Genomic DNA, 16,359 nt, shown 5'->3' with positions numbered 1-16,359 from the left:
TCCGGCACCCTACGGCCACCGGGTCCGCCCACGGCCGAGGCAGGCGGACCCCTTCGTACGTACGCCTGCCAGTACCCCCTTCACGGGTCCCCTTGCACGAGGCACTCGCTCGTCATGAGGCACTCGCTCTTCACGAGGAGTTCGCTCTTCACGAGGCACTCGCTACACCTGCGGCAGCGCGTCCCCCTGCACGGCCTGGATGTCCAGCTCGACCCTCAGGGTCGTGCCGATCGCCGAGATCCCCGCCTGCACCACCTGGTTGTAGTTCATGGCGAAGTCCTCGCGGCGCAGCTCGGCGGTGGCCCGGAAGGCCGCCCGCGTCCCGCCCCACGGGTCCGCGCCCGTCCCCAGGTAGCTCAGGTCCAGGTCGACGGGCCGCACCACACCGTGCATGCCCAGCTCCCCGTGGACCGTCCACCGGTCGGGCCCGGCCGGGGTCAGCCCGCTCGACCGGTATGTGATCTCCGGGTACTGCTCGACGTCCAGGAAGTCGGCCGACCTCAGGTGCCCGTCCCGCATGCCGTTGCCGGTGTCGATGGACCCCGCCCGGATGACCGCCTCGACGCGTGACTTCTCGATGTCCCCGTCGGCCCCGGCGATCTCGACCCGCCCCCCGAACTCCGTGAACCGCCCGTGCACGCTGGTGATCCCCAGGTGCTGCGCGACGGCGCCCACCGTGGAGTGCGCCGGGTCGATGGTCCACGGCCCGGGCGGCGGCAGCTCGGTGCCGCCCTGCCGGGCGAGGACGACCGTGCCGACCTCCGCGCGGCCGCTCGCCGTGACGAGCGCGGTCGAGGCGACGGGCGCGTACCCGACGGCGGTGACGATCACCGTGTACGGCCCGGGAACCAGCTCCGCCGCATCCCGTACGACACCTTCCTCGTCCGTCGCGGCGCGCAGCACCTGCGCGCCCGTCATGTCCGTGACGGTGACGACGGCGTGCGGCACAGCCCACCCGTCGCGAGTCCGGATCCGCGCAGTGAGTCCCATATCCCCTACTCCAACAAGCTCGAAATAGCCGCATAAAACGGCTCGAAAACAACGACCCCCGGCGGTGGTGACCGGCCGTCCCCTGCCGTCTGTGCCACCACCGACCCGGGGGTCTCTTTCTCCATCACCGGGCGGGGGCGCTCCGCTCAGGGCGCCCCCGCCCGGGGCCGGTCACTCGCCGGGGTGGGCGAGTTCGATGTCGTGGCCGTCGACGCCGCTCCCGGCGACGCTCAGGCCGGTCGCCACCGGCGGATATCCGGTCGCGATAACGGTGTACTCCCCGCTGTCCAGGTCGGTGAAGGCATACGCCCCGTCCGCCCCGGTCGTGGCGGTGGCGACGACATTGCCCGCCGCGTCCACCAGCGTGACCCGCGCGTCGTTCAGCGGACCGCCCGCCGCCCGCACGGTGCCCTGCACCTGCGCGCCTGCGCTCAGGTCGATCTCGACCCGGGTGACCCCGGCGCCGCCGACCTCGACGGGCAGCGCGGCCGGCCGGTGACCGGGCGCGTTCACAGCGACGGTGACGGTCCCCGGAACCAGCTCGGCGAAGGTGAACTCCCCCTGCTCACCGCTGAGTCCGGTGGCGAGCACGTCCCCGCGCACATCGGTCACGATGACCATCGCGCCGCGCACCGGCAGCTTGCTGTCGGCGGACCGCACGACTCCACTGAGCCCGCTGGTGCCGCTCAGCAGGATGTCGTACGCGAGGGCGTCCTCGCCGACCACGACGGTGGACGCCTGCGGCTGGAAACCGTCGGCGGAGGCGATCAGCACATAGGACCCCGCACCGGGCGCGTCCACGGCATAGGCCCCGTCGCCCTGCGCGACCGCACGCCCCAACTGCCGTCCCCCGAGGGAGATCAGGGTGACCGCGGCCCGCGGCACCGGCGCGCTCTCGGCGCCCCGCACGAAGCCCCGCACCGGAATCCCGCCACCGATGGCCTGGGCGGGGACGTCCCCACCCCCGGCGGAGGCGACGGCGGCAAGCCGCTGAGTGGCCTCGGGCCCGCTGTCACCGGCGGCCGCGACAGCGGCGAGCACCGGCTGATCACCAACAGGAGCAACAGAGGCGGCAGCACCCGAAGCACTGTCTGCACGCTCAGCACTCTCAGGAGCCTTCGCACCACCCTCCGCCGGCGTCGAACCCTCGGCGGCCTGGGCGAGCGCCCCGGAGGTCCGCAGCGGAACTTCCTTGATGAAGATGGTGATGAGGAAGGCGATGAAGGCCATCGGCGCCGCGATCAGGAAGACATCGGCGATGCCGTGCCCGTACGCGCTCTCCATCACGATCCGGAACGGCTCCGGCAGCTTGTCCAGGTCGGGTATCGCACCCCCACCGGTGCCACCGTGCCCGAGGGCAGCGCCCTTCGGCCCGAGATCGGCGAGCCCGTCCTTCACGTAGTCGGTGATCCGGGTGGCCATGACGGCACCGAGCGCCGAGACGCCGATGGCACCACCGAGGGACCGGAAGAAGGTGACGACGGAACTGGCGGAACCAAGATCCTCAGGCGCGACCTGGTTCTGCGTGCAGAGCACGAGGTTCTGCATCATCATGCCGATGCCGAGACCCATCAGGGCCATGTAGATCGCGATGTGCCAGTAGGCGGTGTCGTACCGGATGGTCCCGAGCAGCCCGAGCCCGGCGGTCAGCAGCAGACCACCACTGACGAGCCAGCCCTTCCACTTCCCGGTCTTGGTGATGATCTGCCCCGAGACGGTGGAGGAGATGAACAGACCACCGATCATCGGGATCGTCATGACCCCGGACATCGTCGGCGACTTGCCGCGCGCCAGCTGGAAGTACTGGCTGAAGAAGACGGTGCCGGTGAACATCGCGACACCCACGAAGAGCGAGGCGAGCGACGACAGCGCGATGGTGCGGTTCCGGAAGAGCCGCAGCGGAATGATCGGCTCACTGGCCTTGGACTCGACGAGGATGAACAGCAGCCCGAGCACGATCGAGCCGCCCACCATCGCGTACGTCTGCCAGGACAGCCAGTCGTACTTGTCCCCGGCGAAGGTGACCCAGATCAGCAGCAGCGAGACGGCGGCGGAGATGAAGAAGGCACCGCCCCAGTCGACCTTCACTTCCCGCTTCACGACGGGCAGCTTCAGGGTCTTCTGCAGCACGATGAGCGCGATGACCGCGAACGGCACACCGACGTAGAAGCACCAGCGCCACCCCAGCCACGAGGTGTCGGTGATGACACCACCGAGCAGCGGTCCGCCAACAGTGGCAACGGCGAACGTGGCCCCGAGGTAGCCGGAGTAACGCCCGCGCTCACGCGGCGAGATCATCGCGGCCATGACGATCTGGGCAAGCGCGGAGAGCCCACCCACGCCGATGCCCTGCACGACACGGCAGGCGATGAGCATCCCGGCGTTCTGCGAGAGCCCCGCGACAACGGACCCCAGCACATAGATGACCAGGGCTATCTGTACGAGAGCCTTCTTGCTGAAGAGGTCGGACAGCTTGCCCCACAGCGGGGTGGCCGCCGTCATGGAGAGCAGGGCGGCGGTGACGACCCAGGTGTAGGCGGACTGGCCGCCTCCCAGGTCGCCGATGATCTCGGGCAGGGCGTTGGAGACGATCGTGGACGAAAGGATCGCGACGAACATGCCGAGCAGCAGCCCGGAGAGCGCCTCCATGATCTGACGATGCGTCATGGGTGCGCTGTCGTCATGCGCTCCGTGCTTGGCGTGGCTGCCCCGCACACCGGATGGTGTGGTCGTGGCCATGGGCTTCCTTTTCTACTGCTTACGCGGGTGTACGGGTGGTGGTACGGGTGGCGATACGGCTGGTCTGTGCCGACCGGCAGTCCCCAAAACTGTCCCGGAGCCGGGCCATCAGGGAGATGAGCATGCCGACCTCGTCGTCGGACCAGTCGCTCAGCCGGTCGGCGAGCAACTGCGTGGAGCGCTCGGAGAGCACCTCCATCTGCCGCTCACCGGCTTCGGTGAGGCGCAGGATGCGGGAGCGCTTGTCGGCGGGGTCCGGGGACCGTTCGATCCAGCCGCGCTCGGCGACATGGGAGACATGCCGACTGGTCACCGACATATCAACGGCCAACAGCTCCGCGAGCCGGCTCATCCGCATCTCGCCGTACCGGCTGAGCAGCGTGAGCACGGCGGCGGAACCGGCCGGGCAGTCGTGGGGCAGGATCCGGGCGAGGTCGCGCTTGACGGCACCTACGGCGCTGAGCTGGCGGGCCAACTCCTCGTACTGACGCTGCGCGGCCACGGCACCTCCTGTCTTTGTTGCTTAGGGCAACCATAAAAGCAGTTGGTTGCCGCAGGCAAACTAAAAGAGGACCAAGGACCTAAAGCTCCGGCAAAGCTCTGTCTTTGCACACCTAAAGCCCCAGGTGAACGCGGTAACGGGACCGGGCCTTAGGTCACCCGCCCCTTCTTCCCCACCCAGCCCCAACGCCCCACACAAGCCGCCTCCCCCCTGCCGGGTGCTCTTTCCCCAACCCCGCCCCTTCCCGAATCCACCGACTCCGTCGCCCCTGAGGCGCCCTCCTGGGGGCTGCACCCCCAGACCCCCCCTTCGGCCTGAACGGCCTCGTCCTCAAACGCCGGACGGGCTGAAGGGCACCACCCCCCGAGGCTGAAAGGGGCCCGCCCTCGCGCGGGAAGGCAGGTAGGCAGGAAGGCAGGAAGGGGGGACGGGCTGCGGACGCGCTGTTGGGGCAGAAGTGGGGGACGGGCTGTAGGCGGGCGACGGCGCAAGGGGTGGGGACGCGGCGGTATGTCCGCCCGCAGTACAGCAAGCCACCCAAGCCATTACTCATGTCCCCCTACAGCGCCCCCGGCTTTTCGAGGACGGACATACCGCCGCGTCCCCACCCCGCCCCACCCACCAGCTCACCCACAGCCCCCACAGCCCCACAGCCCCGCAGCCCCCAAGCGCGCCCCATACCACCGCGCCCTCACCCCCGCCCTCGCCGCAAGCCCCCATATTCGCTAGGGTCCTGGCCCATGGCACACAACCCCCACGCCCCCCAGGGCCCCGAGGGCAACCACGACCCCGCGGGCAGCACGCAGATGTTCCGCGCCTTCGTCGACGAGGCCCCGCAGACGTCCCGCACCCAGCAGAACGCCGCGCCCACCGGCCCCCGCGTCGGCCTGATCCTCGGCGTGATCCTCGGAATCGCCGTCGTGGCGGGCGTGGCCTGGCTGGCCCTCAAGTAACCGGCAGCCCCGGCAACTTCACAGCTGCTCCAAGCTGCTTCACTTCCACTTCACGGAGACGTCCCGCGTCTCGATGTGCATGCCCAACGGCACCCGCCAGGCGTCCACACACACCGACCAGGTCTTCTCCTTCTTCTGCCCGGCGCCGATCGGCGCCGGCAGCTTCTCGGTCGACTCGATCGTGGCCCAGTCGACCCCGAGCGCCCCGATGACATGCGTGGCAAAGGTGACCGTCCCCGAACGCACGGGCGCCCCCCCGGTGTTACGGAAGGCGACGGTCACCTTCTCGCACCACCGGTCATCGGCAGCGGCCCGCTCGGGCTTGCCGACCTTGAGCACAGCAGGCCCTCCGGGCGAGGGCTCACCACTACCCCCAGGCGCCGAGGGCGTCCCAGAACCCCCCGTACCACCGGACCCTCCCGAACCACCCGTCCCCGAGCCGGACGACGAAGACCCCCCGGACGGCGACGAAGACGAAGAAGACCCCCCGGACTCTGCCGACCCACCCGAGCTACTCGACCCACCCGAGCCACCCGAACTCTCCGAGCCCGAACTCCCGCCCCCACCCCGCGACTTCCCTTGCGCGCCATCGGAACCCTCACCGGACCCGGACCCAGCCCCGGAAGGACTACGAGACCCACCCCGCGCCCCGTCCAACGGCACCAACGTCACATCCCCGCTGGGCCCCACACCTTTCCCGGGCGCCCGCTCAGGCGAGGCCCCCGCCGCCCCCGTGGCCACATACCCGTCACCGCTGTCACCGCCGCACGCGGCCAGCATCCCGCCCAGGCACACCACGGCCGCCCCGGCGCCCAGCACATTCCGAACACCACGTCGCATCGCGCCAGTGTGGCTGACGGTCCGTCAATTAGGAACCCCGTCAGCAACACCGCTCACACACAGAAGAGTTGACCCGCCACCCAGCGACGGGCCACCTCTCAATCGCCGATCAACGACGCACCAACCTCCGATCAGCGACCCGCCAGCCGCCGATCAACGACGCACCAACCTCCGATCAGCGACCCGCCAGCCGCTGATCAACGACGCACCAACCACCGATCAACGACCCACCAACCGCCGCGATCAGTCCCCGATCAGTCCCCGATCAATCCCTCCCGCAACTGCGCCAACGTCCGCGTCAGCAGCCGCGACACATGCATCTGCGAGATCCCGACTTCCTCACCGATCTGCGACTGCGTCATGTTCGCGAAGAACCGCAGCATGATGATCCGCCGCTCACGCGGCGGCAACTTGGCGAGCAGCGGCTTCAACGACTCGCGGTACTCGACACCCTCAAGGGCCGAGTCCTCATACCCCAACCGGTCCGCGAGCGACCCCTCGCCACCGTCGTCCTCAGGGGTGGGCGAGTCCAGCGAGGACGCCGTGTACGCGTTCCCCACCGCGAGGCCGTCGACGACGTCCTCCTCCGACACCCCGAGCGCCGCGGCGAGTTCGGGCACGGTGGGCGAGCGGTCCAGCTTCTGGGCCAGCTCGTCGCTCGTCTTCGTCAGCGCGAGGCGAAGCTCCTGCAGCCGCCGGGGCACCCGCACCGACCACGACGTGTCGCGGAAGAAGCGCTTGATCTCGCCGACGACCGTCGGCATCGCGAACGTCGGGAATTCCACGCCCCGTTCGCAGTCGAAACGGTCGATGGCCTTGATCAGACCGATGGTGCCGACCTGGACGATGTCTTCCATCGGCTCGTTCCGGCTGCGGAAGCGCGCCGCCGCGTACCGCACCAGCGGGAGGTTGAGCTCGATCAGCGTGTCACGTACGTAGACGCGCTCCGGACTGTCCTCGTCGAGTGCGGTGAGCCGCAGGAACAGGGAGCGGGACAGGGTGCGGGTGTCGAGCGCACCGGTGGTCACGGAGGAGGCGGGAGCCTCGGTCGCCGCCGAAGTGTTCGGCGCGTCAGGCGTGGACGCGCTCTTCGTGAGTGTGAGCACCTTCGAGCTGCCCTGGTCTGCGGACATGCCACCCCCTTGAGGTCGCGGACGGTCACGGCGAGCGCTCCCGTCGGAGGAACGCAGCCTCCACCTGAATACCGGAGGCGGAGCTGCGCCAAACGCGGTTCCAGCAGAATGTCACATGTCGGCAACACGCTGTAGTTACTTGTCGACAAAGAAGGGTGACATCACCGCAGGAAGGAGGGGGTTTGAAGCGTCATCGCGGGCGGACGCGTCGGAAAGCTTCCGAACGGCAGTCCACCCGCAGCGGTTACGCCTCGATTCGATTTGCGGATCGAAGCCGCGCGAAGCTTCTGGCCAGCAGTCTTGACACATGCATCTGGGAAACGCCCAACTCGGCGCTGATCTGAGATTGCGTCAGATTGCTGTAGTAGCGCAGCAGCAGGATCCGCTGTTCCCGCTCGGGCAGTTGGACCAGGAGGTGCCGTACGAGATCGCGGTGCTCGACGCCGTCCAGGGCCGGGTCCTCGTAGCCGAGCCGGTCGAGCAGGCCCGGCAGCCCGTCGCCCTCCTGGGCCGCCTCCAGGGACGTGGCGTGGTACGAGCGGCCCGCCTCGATGCAGGCGAGCACCTCGTCCTCGCTGATGCGCAGCCGCTCGGCGATCTCCGCGGTGGTGGGCGAGCGCCCGAAGGCCGTGGTGAGGTCCTCCGTCGCGCCCGTCACCTGCACCCACAGCTCGTGCAGGCGCCGCGGCACGTGGACGGTGCGGACGTTGTCGCGGAAGTACCGCTTGATCTCGCCGACCACGGTGGGCATCGCGAAGGTCGGGAACTGCACGCCCCGGTCCGGATCGAAGCGGTCGATCGCGTTGATGAGGCCGATGGTGCCGACCTGGACGACGTCCTCCATCGGCTCGTTGCGGCTGCGGAAGCGCGCGGCCGCGTACCGCACGAGCGGCAGGTTGGCCTCGATGAGCGCACCGCGCACCCTGCCGTGCTCGGGACTGCCCGGCTCAAGGCCCTTGAGCTGGGCGAAGAGCACCTGTGTGAGGGCCCGGGTGTCGGCGCCCCGACTGCTCGTGGTGCTCCTTGCCGCCTTCGCGGGTGGTGCTTCTGGCGCAGTACTGGCCGGCACGGTCAACGCCACCCCTTCTGGATCAAACTGGGTCGACCCCGTTCAACCACGGTCAACTCATCCGTCAAAAGCGGTCATAGCATCACAAGACATGTGCACTGTGTGCAAGCACCGTATAACGCCGTGTTGAGGGGCAAGTTGGGGCGTAAGACGCGGAAGGGCCCCTCACCGTTCCAGTGAGGGGCCCGATTTCGTACGCGGGGCGTGCCCCGGGCGTACGGACGGCTCAGAACTCGTAGTCCGCGATCACCCACGTGGCGAACTCGCGCCAGAGGGCGACACCGGCCTGGTGGGCCGGGTGCTCCAGATAGCGCTTCAGCGCATCGGTGTCCTCGACCGCCGAGTTGATGGCGAAGTCGTACGCGATGGGGCGGTCCGTGATGTTCCAGTCGCACTCCCAGAACTTCAGCTCCGGGATGGCGCCGCCGAGTTCACGGAACGCCTTGACGCCCTCCACCACGCGCGGGTCGTCGCGTCGCACGCCGTCGTTGAGCTTGAAGAGGACCAGATGGCGGATCACAGGGCACTCCTAGGCGATAAGGGTTCAGCGCGTGTGGGCGGCGTGCGGGACGCTCACTTGTCGCCGCCTCCGTTGGCGACCCAGGTCATGAAGTCGCCGATGCTCTTGGCGGCGCTCGAAACGCCCTCGAACCCTATCTGCACGTAGTCGGCGGCCTTGGCGGGGTCCGTGATGATCACGTACAGCACGAAGACGACCAAGACGAACAGAGCGATCTTCTTCGGCTCCAACACGCTCATGGCCTCCCCTTTGCCCCTGCGCCCCGTGTGACCCCTGTGCCGGGCGTGAGTCTAACCCGGGGCCCTTGGCGGTCACCTTTCCCGGCCCCTTTCCTCACTTGGCCTTTAAGGACCAACGACCCGGCAGCACAGGCCCTTTGCCTGGCCGCGAGCGGTTGCGGGAGGAGCAGGATGGGTGATGAGCCCAGCGGATCTGGCAGGAATCCGCGGGCCAGGGACTGGACTCCACTGCGGGGTCCGCGCCGTCTGCTTCCCCCCTGACGGCGGTGTGGACTTGAGGGTTCCAGTCCTCGTCGGGGGAAGCGGCTTGTCCCCCCGATGCCGCTTCCCCCGTCCTAGCGGGATGAGCCCCGGCGCCTCAGCGGAGCGCCGGGGCTCTCGCGTATGCCCGTACGCCCGCATGCCCGTACGCCCGAATCTCCTCTACGCCCCGTATCTACGCCTCGTATCTCCTCGGGAAATGAAGAAGGCCCCGTCCTCGCGGACGGGGCCTTCTTCAAGAGCGGTAGCGGAGGGATTTGAACCCTCGGTGACTTGCGCCACACTCGCTTTCGAGGCGAGCTCCTTCGGCCGCTCGGACACGCTACCGAGAGGAACTCTAGCCCAAGGTGGGCCGTGTTCTGAAATCCGTTTGGCGGAAGAAGCGACGCAGGGGTTCGGCGCACTCCTCGGCGAGTACGCCCTGGATGACTTCGGGGCGGTGGTTGAGCCGCCGGTCGCGGACGACGTCCCAGAGGGAGCCGACCGCGCCGGCCTTCTCGTCGCGGGCCCCGTACACGAGGCGGCCGAGCCGGGACTGCTGGATGGCGCCCGCGCACATCGTGCACGGCTCGAGGGTCACCACGAGCGTGCACTCCGTGAGCCGCCACGCGCCGAGCCTGGCGGCCGCCCGGCGCAGCGCGAGCACCTCGGCGTGGGCGGTGGGGTCGTGGGCCGCCTCCCGTTCGTTGTGGCCCGTCGCGAGCACCGTCGCGCCGTCCGGGGACAGCACGACGGCGCCGACGGGCACATCGCCGCCCCGGACGGCCTGCTCGGCCTCGGCCAGGGCGAGCCGCATCGGCGCCCGCCAGCGATCGCGTACGGGATCGGGGGTCTGGTCGTTCACATGGGGAACCTAGCGGACCGTTTCCAGCACCTCCGCCGCCCCGAGGATCTCGGCGATCTCGGAGAGCGCGTCACCGCTCTCCAGGCTGAGCAGGTTCTTCTCGGAGACACCGAGGTCCGTGAGGATCTCCGTGTCGCCGAGGGGGCCGGCCGGAACGGCGTCGTCCGAGCCTTCCCCGTCCTCGTCGTCGGCGGAGTCCTCTCCGTCCTCGGTGCCGTCGAGGTCGAGGGCGTCCAGTTCGTCCGCCCCGTCGTCGCCCGGCTCACGGCCGAGCATCTCGTCGGTGAGCAGGATCTCCCCGTACGAACTGCGGGCGGCCGCGGCCGCGTCCGAGACGTAGACGCGCGGGTCCTCCTCGCCGTCCACGCGGACGACGCCGAACCAGGCGTCTTCCTGTTCGATGAAGACGAGCACTGTGTCGTCGTCGGCTTCGGCCTCCTCCCGGTGTTCCCGGGCCAGGTCGGCCAGATCCGACAGGGTCTCCACATCGTCGAGCTCCGTGTCGCTCGCTTCCCACCCGTCTTCGGTGCGCGCGAGCAGTGCGGCGAAATACACCGTGACTCTCCCACTGGTCATAGGCAGTGCCGGTTGGCGGTTTGGGGTCCCCCCGGCGGAGGTCGGGGAGCGGGGAATTCCTGTTCCAAGCCCCGCCCACTCGGAATCGTGGCAGAAACGACGGCTTCAGGAGAGGTCTTCCGCCCGCTGTGTCCGCGTCTGGTTTCCGCGGGTGGGTTCCGGAGGCCGTCCGAAGGGCCTCGGTCACCAGCGGAACGTACGCATGCGCATCGCCTGTCGCATGCGCGCCGCCCGTGCGCGGCGCGGCTTCACGCGGTCGCGCAGCTCGCGCGCCTCGGTCAGCTCGCGCAGGAACTGGGCGCGGCGCCTGCGGCGCTCCGCGTCCGTCTCACGAGAGCCCTGTGCGTTGTTCCGGTCCGGCATCGGCACACCACCCCAGTCCGTCCCTCCACTTTCCCCCCGATGGCGCGTTTGATGCCAGCGCGGAGGGATTCGGGGGTCTTGCGTGCCGGTTACTGTTGAGGCATGCGGATCCACGTCGTCGACCACCCGCTGGTGGCGCACAAACTCACCACGCTGCGCGACAAGCGCACCGACTCCCCGACCTTCCGGCGCCTCGCCGACGAGCTGGTCACCCTGCTCGCGTACGAGGCGACGCGGGACGTGCGCACCGAGCAGGTCGACATCGAGAGCCCGGTCGCGCAGACCACCGGCGTGAAGCTCTCCTACCCGCGGCCCCTGGTCGTGCCGATCCTGCGCGCCGGGCTCGGCATGCTCGACGGCATGGTGCGGCTGCTGCCCACCGCCGAGGTGGGCTTCCTCGGGATGATCCGCGACGAGGAGACGCTGCAGGCGTCCACGTACGCGACGCGCATGCCCGAGGACCTCTCCGGCCGGCAGGTGTACGTCCTCGACCCGATGCTGGCCACCGGCGGCACCCTGGTCGCCGCGATCCAGGAGCTCATCAAGCGCGGCGCCGACGACGTGACCGCCGTGGTGCTCCTGGCCGCGCCCGAGGGCGTCGAGATCATGGAGCGCGAGCTCGCGGGCACCCCGGTGACGGTGGTGACCGCCTCGGTCGACGAGCGGCTCAACGAGCACGGCTACATCGTGCCGGGCCTCGGCGACGCGGGTGACCGCATGTACGGAACGGCCGAATAGCTTCAGCAGTTCTTGCCGGACGACGAGGGCGCCGGGGAGGGCTTGGCCAGTGCGGTCAGGGCCTTCGCGGCGTCCTCTTTCTTCGCCAGGTCCTTGAATTCCGCGCCGAGGATCAGGTCGACGGCGGCGTCCTTGCGGGTGTCGGTCCTGCGCTCGGCGCCGCTCAGCTGGGTGGCGAGTACGGGCAGCGCGGTCTCGGCCTGGGACTTGGGGCCGAGCAGTATCCCGGTGCCCTTGACCTTCTTGTCGAACTCCTTGGTCGCGTTGCCCACCTTGCCGATGCGGAAGCCGCGCTTCTTCAGCTCGTCCGCGGTGTCCTTGGCGAGGCCGCCGCGGGGCGTGGCGTTGAAGACGTTGACCGTGATCCGGCCCGGCTCGGGCAGCGGCTTCGGCTTCGGGGCCGAGGGGCCCGAGGGCTTGGCGGAGGGCGCGGACTTCCCGGCGCAGCCGGACTTCGGACCGGCCGCCGTGGCCTTGTCGCCGCCACCCGTGAACACGTCGATGAGCTGCAGCGTGCCCCAGCCGACGAGGCCGACGGCGACAGCGGACGCGATGACCGCGAGCACGATCCTGCGCCGCCCGTGACCGCGGCGCATGCGCGGATATTTGTCCCCCGTGATGCGGTATTTGCCGCCCATGCCGGGGGGAGTGAGCATGCTCATGGGCGCAGCGTAGTGCGGCTCGGCAGCGATGCCTACTAAATGATCATTGCCTGACGCGCAGTCCAACCCAAAAGGGCCAATGCGGACTTGAGGCTGCGTCAGACCGTGTCAGGACGCCTCGGGCCGGGTCAGCCGGCCTGCCGGGTGGGGGTCAGCCCAGCTCGAGGACGCGGGCGTGCAGGACCTGGCGCTGCTGGAGCGCGGCGCGGACGGCGCGGTGCAGGCCGTCCTCCAGGTACAGGTCGCCCTGCCACTTCACGACGTGCGCGAAGAGGTCGCCGTAGAACGTGGAGTCCTCGGCGAGCAGGGTTTCCAGGTCGAGCTGGCCCTTGGTCGTCACGAGCTGATCGAGGCGGACCGGGCGCGGCGCGACGTCCGCCCACTGCCGGGTGCTTTCCCGGCCGTGGTCGGGGTACGGCCGGCCGTTTCCGATGCGCTTGAAGATCACACGGAAAGCCTACCGGGCGAGGCTCTCCGGGCGCAGCCATGGAGACGGAGTGCGACCCTGGGAAATGACGCCAGATTTCGGGGCAAACCGGGAACTCTCAAGCCGGGAACAGGGGCCGAAGTGAGCGAGAGCCAGCCGATACCGTCCACGCCGGACGAAGCGAACCGCCCGAACGAGTCAGGATCCGGCGCCGAGGTGACGCCCGGAACTGGTTCCTCCAGATTCGTCCCGCCGGCCACCACGAGTGCCACGGCTGCCACGGCCGGCACGGCCGGCACGGCCGGCACGGCCGCTACAGCCGTGACGGCCGCCGAGCCCGACGTACACCCCGAGTCCGTGACATCGGCGGCCGCACTGCCGCAGGAAGCCATGGAGATCGCCGCCGGGTACGCCTTCACGGGGCCCGCGCTCGACCTGGGGGCGCTGCTCTGGGACGGGCAGTGCCTGCCCGACGCGCAGATCCGCATCCCGCTGCCCATGCTCAACCGGCACGGGCTCGTCGCCGGGGCCACCGGTACCGGCAAGACCAAGACCCTGCAGCTCATCGCCGAGCAGCTGGCGGCGCAGGGGGTGCCGGTGTTCCTCGCCGACATCAAGGGCGACGTGTCCGGGATCTCGGTGCCCGGAGAGGCGAACGACAAGGTCGCGGAGCGGGCGCGGGACGTGGGGCAGGCGTGGGAGGCGACGGGGTTCCCGTGCGAGTTCTACGCGCTGGGGGGCATCGGGACCGGGATTCCCGTACGGGCCACCGTCACCAGCTTCGGTCCGGTGCTGCTCAGCAAGGTGCTGCAGCTCAACCAGACCCAGGAGCAGTCGCTCGGCCTGATCTTCCACTACGCGGACCAGAAGGGGCTCGAGCTCTTCGACCTGAAGGACCTGCGGGCCGTCGTCACGTTTCTGACCTCCGACGAGGGCAAGCCCGAGCTGAAGGAGATCGGCGGGCTCTCGTCGGTCACCGCCGGAGTGATCCTGCGGGCGCTCACGACCTTCGAGGCGCAGGGGATGGCCGACTTCTTCGGGGAGCCGGAGTTCGACACGAGCGAGTTCCTGCGGACGGCGCCGGACGGGCGGGGACTCGTGTCTGTTCTTGAGCTGCCCGCCGTCCAGGACAAGCCGCAGCTCTTCTCGACCTTCCTGATGTGGCTGCTGGCCGATCTCTACAACGACCTGCCGGAGGTCGGCGATGTCGAGAAGCCGAAGCTGGTCTTCTTCTTCGATGAGGCGCACCTGTTGTTCAACGGAGCCTCCAAGGCGTTCCTCGAAGCGATCACCCAGACCGTCCGGCTCATCCGGTCCAAGGGCGTCGGCGTCTTCTTCGTGACCCAGACCCCGAAGGACGTGCCCGCCGATGTGCTCGCCCAGCTGGGCAACCGCGTCCAGCATGCGCTGCGCGCCTTCACGCCCGAGGACCAGAAGGCGCTGAAGGCGACCGTGAAGACCTTCCCGAACTCGGCGTACGACCTGGAGGAGGTCCTCACCGGGATCGGCACCGGTGAGGCCGTCATCACCGTGCTGAGCGAGAAGGGCGCCCCCACGCCGGTCGCGGCGACCCGGCTGCGGGCGCCGGAGTCGCTGATGGGGCCCGTGGACGCGGGGGCGCTCGACGCGGCGGTGAAGGGGTCGCTGCTGTACTCGCGGTACGCCGACGCCGTCGACCGTGAGTCCGCGTACGAGAAGCTGACCGCCCAGGAGGCCGAGACGCAGGCCCGCAAGCAGGCCGAGCTGGAGGCCCTGGAGGCCGAGAAGGCGGCTCGGGCGGCGGCGCGGGCGAAGCCGCAGGGGGATGGGTCCGTGGTGGAGCAGGTGGTGGGGAGCGGGATGTTCAAGTCACTGCTGCGGTCGATGGGGACGCAGATCGGGCGGGAGATCTCGCGGTCTGTGTTCGGGACGGCTCGGCGGCGGCGGTGAGTTGGTGAGGTGGTGGGCTGATGGGCTCCCGCTAGGCGGGGCGCCGGGGCTGGGTGGCCCGGCGCCCCTTTTTTGCTGCTTTGTTCGTGTTCCTTTCCGCCTTGTTCTCTACTTCTCCTTGTCGTCCTGCCTGTTCTCCTTGCTGTGGTGCTCCGGCGCTGTGCGCTCCGCGGAGTCCGCGGGAGTGTCGCCGGGGGCGCTGCGGGATGCCTCGGCGCGCAGGAGGGCGCGCAGGGCCGCGTACGGGTCGATGGGCATGGCTGAGTGGTCCCTCTGCTGATGTGGGGGGTGAACAGGTCCGGGGCGGGACCTGTCAGCAGCGGAGGACCACCGTGCGGAGGATGTGCGCGGAGTGGGGGCGGCGGGGCGCGGTGTGGGTGCGGGTGTGGGGAGCCTGAGGGCGTACGGCGGCTGCGCGCGGGGTGGTGCGGGAGGTTGGCTCGCCGGGCCGGGGGGATTCCGGGGTGCGGGGAGCGGGGGCTTCCTGCTGGAGTTCGCCGGAGGTGTCGGGTGCGGGCTCGGGTGCCGGCGCGGCGGCGTAGGCGTAGGTGGGTGTGGCCGGGATTCCGTACGCGGGGAGGGTGGCGCAGAGGAGGGCGAGCAGGACGATGAGGAACGTCCGTGTTCGCGGGGGTGTGGGTCGCCTGCGCCTCATGAGGGGCAATGTCCCCCATGGGTGGGGGGTTGTTGATCTGTAGGCCGGGAGATCCGCCCTCTTGGGCTACGGAGGGGGCGCGCGGGTGACGTCCTGGCCTGCCGCGTCCCCACCCCTTGCGCCGTCGTACGGCAGCCGCCATCAGCCCGTCCGGCGTTTGAGGGCGAGGCCGTTCGGGCCGATGGGGGTCAGGACTTGGCTGCCTTTGCCGCTGCCTTCATCTCCTGTTTGTGGGCGCGGACCTTCGCCAGCGTCTCGGGGTCCTTGATGTCCGCCACCGAGCGGAAGGACCTGGGCTCGCCGTAGGCGCCCGCCGCCTCTTGCCAGCCCTTGGGGCGTACGCCCATCTGCTTGCCCAGGAGCGCCAGGAAGATCTGGGACTTCTGCTTGCCGAAGCCGGGGAGGTCGTTGAGGCGCTGGAGGAGTTCCTTGCCGGTGGTGGCGTCCTTCCAGAGGGCCGTGGGGTCGCCGTCGTAGTGCTCGACCAGGTACTGGCAGAGCTGCTGGACGCGCTTGGCCATGGAGCCGGGGTAGCGGTGGACCGCCGGCTTGGTGGAGAGGAGCGTGGCGAAGGACTCGGGGTCGTACGCCGCGATCTCGTGCGCGTCCAGGTCGTCCGCGCCCAGGCGCTGCGCGATCGTGTACGGGCCCGCGAACGCCCACTCCATGGGGATCTGCTGGTCGAGGAGCATGCCCACGAGGGCGGCCAGGGGGCTGCGGCTGAGGAGCTCGTCCGCCTCGGGCTGCTGGGCGAGGTGGAGGGTGACGTCGGCCTTGGCATTCATGTCTGCATGATCTCGTGGGGTGCGGAGGAGCGCGCTCTGGAGGCGATGGAAAATCCCGTGCGGTCTGCCGTGGGGGCGCGTTAGCCTCGGATTCATGTCTACGCCCCGCATCTCTTAGCCAGGACACCCGCTTC

General features: G+C 69.5%; 19 protein-coding genes and 1 tRNA gene. 3 read left to right on the top strand and 17 right to left on the bottom strand.

What is annotated here, in order from left to right; genetic code table 11:
- Nucleotides 1-162: 162 nt before the first annotated feature.
- The 3 genes from ACFWYM_RS02285 to ACFWYM_RS02275 all read right to left on the bottom strand — a co-directional run bounded on the left by ACFWYM_RS02285 (nt 163) and on the right by ACFWYM_RS02275 (nt 4,231).
- The gene (locus ACFWYM_RS02285; RefSeq protein WP_384828978.1) at nt 163-990 is read right to left on the bottom strand and encodes a YceI family protein; all 828 of its coding nucleotides are present in this window, start codon (nt 988-990) and stop codon (nt 163-165) included.
- A 171-nt stretch (nt 991-1,161) separates the two neighbouring features.
- Complete coding sequence (locus ACFWYM_RS02280) at nt 1,162-3,729, bottom strand: MFS transporter (RefSeq protein ID WP_384828976.1); 2,568 nt, start codon at nt 3,727-3,729, stop codon at nt 1,162-1,164.
- A gap of 19 nt (nt 3,730-3,748) precedes the next feature.
- Complete coding sequence (locus ACFWYM_RS02275; protein WP_384828975.1) at nt 3,749-4,231, bottom strand: MarR family winged helix-turn-helix transcriptional regulator; 483 nt, start codon at nt 4,229-4,231, stop codon at nt 3,749-3,751.
- Between the two features lie 740 nt (nt 4,232-4,971).
- Here ACFWYM_RS02275 and ACFWYM_RS02270 point away from each other — a divergent pair.
- Entirely contained in the window at nt 4,972-5,184 is a 213-nt protein-coding gene (locus ACFWYM_RS02270) for a hypothetical protein (protein ID WP_384828974.1), read from the top strand.
- Nucleotides 5,185-5,223: 39 nt separating this feature from the next.
- Here ACFWYM_RS02270 and ACFWYM_RS02265 read toward each other — a convergent pair whose 3' ends face one another.
- The 9 genes from ACFWYM_RS02265 to ACFWYM_RS02225 form a co-directional block, all read right to left on the bottom strand.
- Nucleotides 5,224-5,523, bottom strand: coding sequence for a hypothetical protein (locus tag ACFWYM_RS02265; RefSeq protein WP_384828972.1), 300 nt, complete (start codon nt 5,521-5,523; stop codon nt 5,224-5,226).
- A gap of 755 nt (nt 5,524-6,278) precedes the next feature.
- Nucleotides 6,279-7,157 (bottom strand): RNA polymerase sigma factor SigF, encoded by an 879-nt coding sequence (locus ACFWYM_RS02260; protein ID WP_384828970.1) that lies wholly within the window; start codon nt 7,155-7,157, stop codon nt 6,279-6,281.
- 244 nt (nt 7,158-7,401) lie between these two features.
- Nucleotides 7,402-8,238 (bottom strand): RNA polymerase sigma factor SigF, encoded by an 837-nt coding sequence (locus ACFWYM_RS02255; RefSeq protein ID WP_384828968.1) that lies wholly within the window; start codon nt 8,236-8,238, stop codon nt 7,402-7,404.
- A 214-nt stretch (nt 8,239-8,452) separates the two neighbouring features.
- A complete protein-coding gene (locus ACFWYM_RS02250; RefSeq protein ID WP_384828966.1) occupies nt 8,453-8,746 on the bottom strand; it encodes a Dabb family protein in 294 nt (97 codons plus the stop codon).
- A 53-nt stretch (nt 8,747-8,799) separates the two neighbouring features.
- Nucleotides 8,800-8,985, bottom strand: coding sequence for a hypothetical protein (locus ACFWYM_RS02245; protein ID WP_384828964.1), 186 nt, complete (start codon nt 8,983-8,985; stop codon nt 8,800-8,802).
- Between the two features lie 503 nt (nt 8,986-9,488).
- A tRNA-Ser gene (locus tag ACFWYM_RS02240) sits at nt 9,489-9,573 on the bottom strand.
- Between the two features lie 10 nt (nt 9,574-9,583).
- Complete coding sequence (gene tadA / locus ACFWYM_RS02235) at nt 9,584-10,042, bottom strand: tRNA adenosine(34) deaminase TadA (RefSeq protein WP_384829411.1); 459 nt, start codon at nt 10,040-10,042, stop codon at nt 9,584-9,586.
- A gap of 57 nt (nt 10,043-10,099) precedes the next feature.
- Nucleotides 10,100-10,645, bottom strand: coding sequence for a hypothetical protein (locus ACFWYM_RS02230; RefSeq protein WP_384828962.1), 546 nt, complete (start codon nt 10,643-10,645; stop codon nt 10,100-10,102).
- Between the two features lie 204 nt (nt 10,646-10,849).
- Nucleotides 10,850-11,029 (bottom strand): hypothetical protein, encoded by a 180-nt coding sequence (locus tag ACFWYM_RS02225; RefSeq protein ID WP_384828960.1) that lies wholly within the window; start codon nt 11,027-11,029, stop codon nt 10,850-10,852.
- A 102-nt stretch (nt 11,030-11,131) separates the two neighbouring features.
- Between ACFWYM_RS02225 and upp the strand changes: the two genes are divergently transcribed.
- Nucleotides 11,132-11,767, top strand: coding sequence for a uracil phosphoribosyltransferase (gene upp, locus ACFWYM_RS02220; RefSeq protein ID WP_384828958.1), 636 nt, complete (start codon nt 11,132-11,134; stop codon nt 11,765-11,767).
- A 2-nt stretch (nt 11,768-11,769) separates the two neighbouring features.
- Here upp and ACFWYM_RS02215 read toward each other — a convergent pair whose 3' ends face one another.
- Together ACFWYM_RS02215 and ACFWYM_RS02210 are read right to left on the bottom strand one after the other, a co-directional pair.
- Complete coding sequence (locus ACFWYM_RS02215; RefSeq protein ID WP_384828956.1) at nt 11,770-12,429, bottom strand: LytR C-terminal domain-containing protein; 660 nt, start codon at nt 12,427-12,429, stop codon at nt 11,770-11,772.
- A 151-nt stretch (nt 12,430-12,580) separates the two neighbouring features.
- Nucleotides 12,581-12,877 carry a type II toxin-antitoxin system VapB family antitoxin gene (locus ACFWYM_RS02210; RefSeq protein WP_003955420.1) on the bottom strand — a complete coding sequence of 99 codons (297 nt, stop codon included), beginning with the start codon at nt 12,875-12,877 and terminating at the stop codon, nt 12,581-12,583.
- A gap of 120 nt (nt 12,878-12,997) precedes the next feature.
- Between ACFWYM_RS02210 and ACFWYM_RS02205 the strand changes: the two genes are divergently transcribed.
- Nucleotides 12,998-14,785, top strand: a complete 1,788-nt coding sequence (locus tag ACFWYM_RS02205; protein ID WP_384828954.1) for a helicase HerA-like domain-containing protein — start codon at nt 12,998-13,000, stop codon at nt 14,783-14,785.
- 108 nt (nt 14,786-14,893) lie between these two features.
- On the opposite strand, the gene ACFWYM_RS02200 is transcribed toward ACFWYM_RS02205, so the two are convergent.
- The 3 genes from ACFWYM_RS02200 to ACFWYM_RS02190 all read right to left on the bottom strand — a co-directional run bounded on the left by ACFWYM_RS02200 (nt 14,894) and on the right by ACFWYM_RS02190 (nt 16,225).
- Nucleotides 14,894-15,043 carry a hypothetical protein gene (locus ACFWYM_RS02200; protein WP_384828952.1) on the bottom strand — a complete coding sequence of 50 codons (150 nt, stop codon included), beginning with the start codon at nt 15,041-15,043 and terminating at the stop codon, nt 14,894-14,896.
- Between the two features lie 55 nt (nt 15,044-15,098).
- A complete protein-coding gene (locus ACFWYM_RS02195; protein WP_384828951.1) occupies nt 15,099-15,440 on the bottom strand; it encodes a hypothetical protein in 342 nt (113 codons plus the stop codon).
- Nucleotides 15,441-15,628: 188 nt separating this feature from the next.
- Nucleotides 15,629-16,225: an HhH-GPD-type base excision DNA repair protein gene (locus tag ACFWYM_RS02190; protein WP_384828949.1), complete on the bottom strand. Its 597-nt coding sequence runs from the start codon at nt 16,223-16,225 to the stop codon at nt 15,629-15,631.
- Between the last annotated feature and the right edge of the window lie 134 nt (nt 16,226-16,359).

The organism is Streptomyces sp. NPDC059009 (assembly GCF_042740175.1).
Classification (GTDB): domain Bacteria; phylum Actinomycetota; class Actinomycetes; order Streptomycetales; family Streptomycetaceae; genus Streptomyces.
The sequence above is the reverse complement of the archived record's forward strand: the minus strand, read 5'-3'. Positions and strand labels throughout refer to the sequence as shown.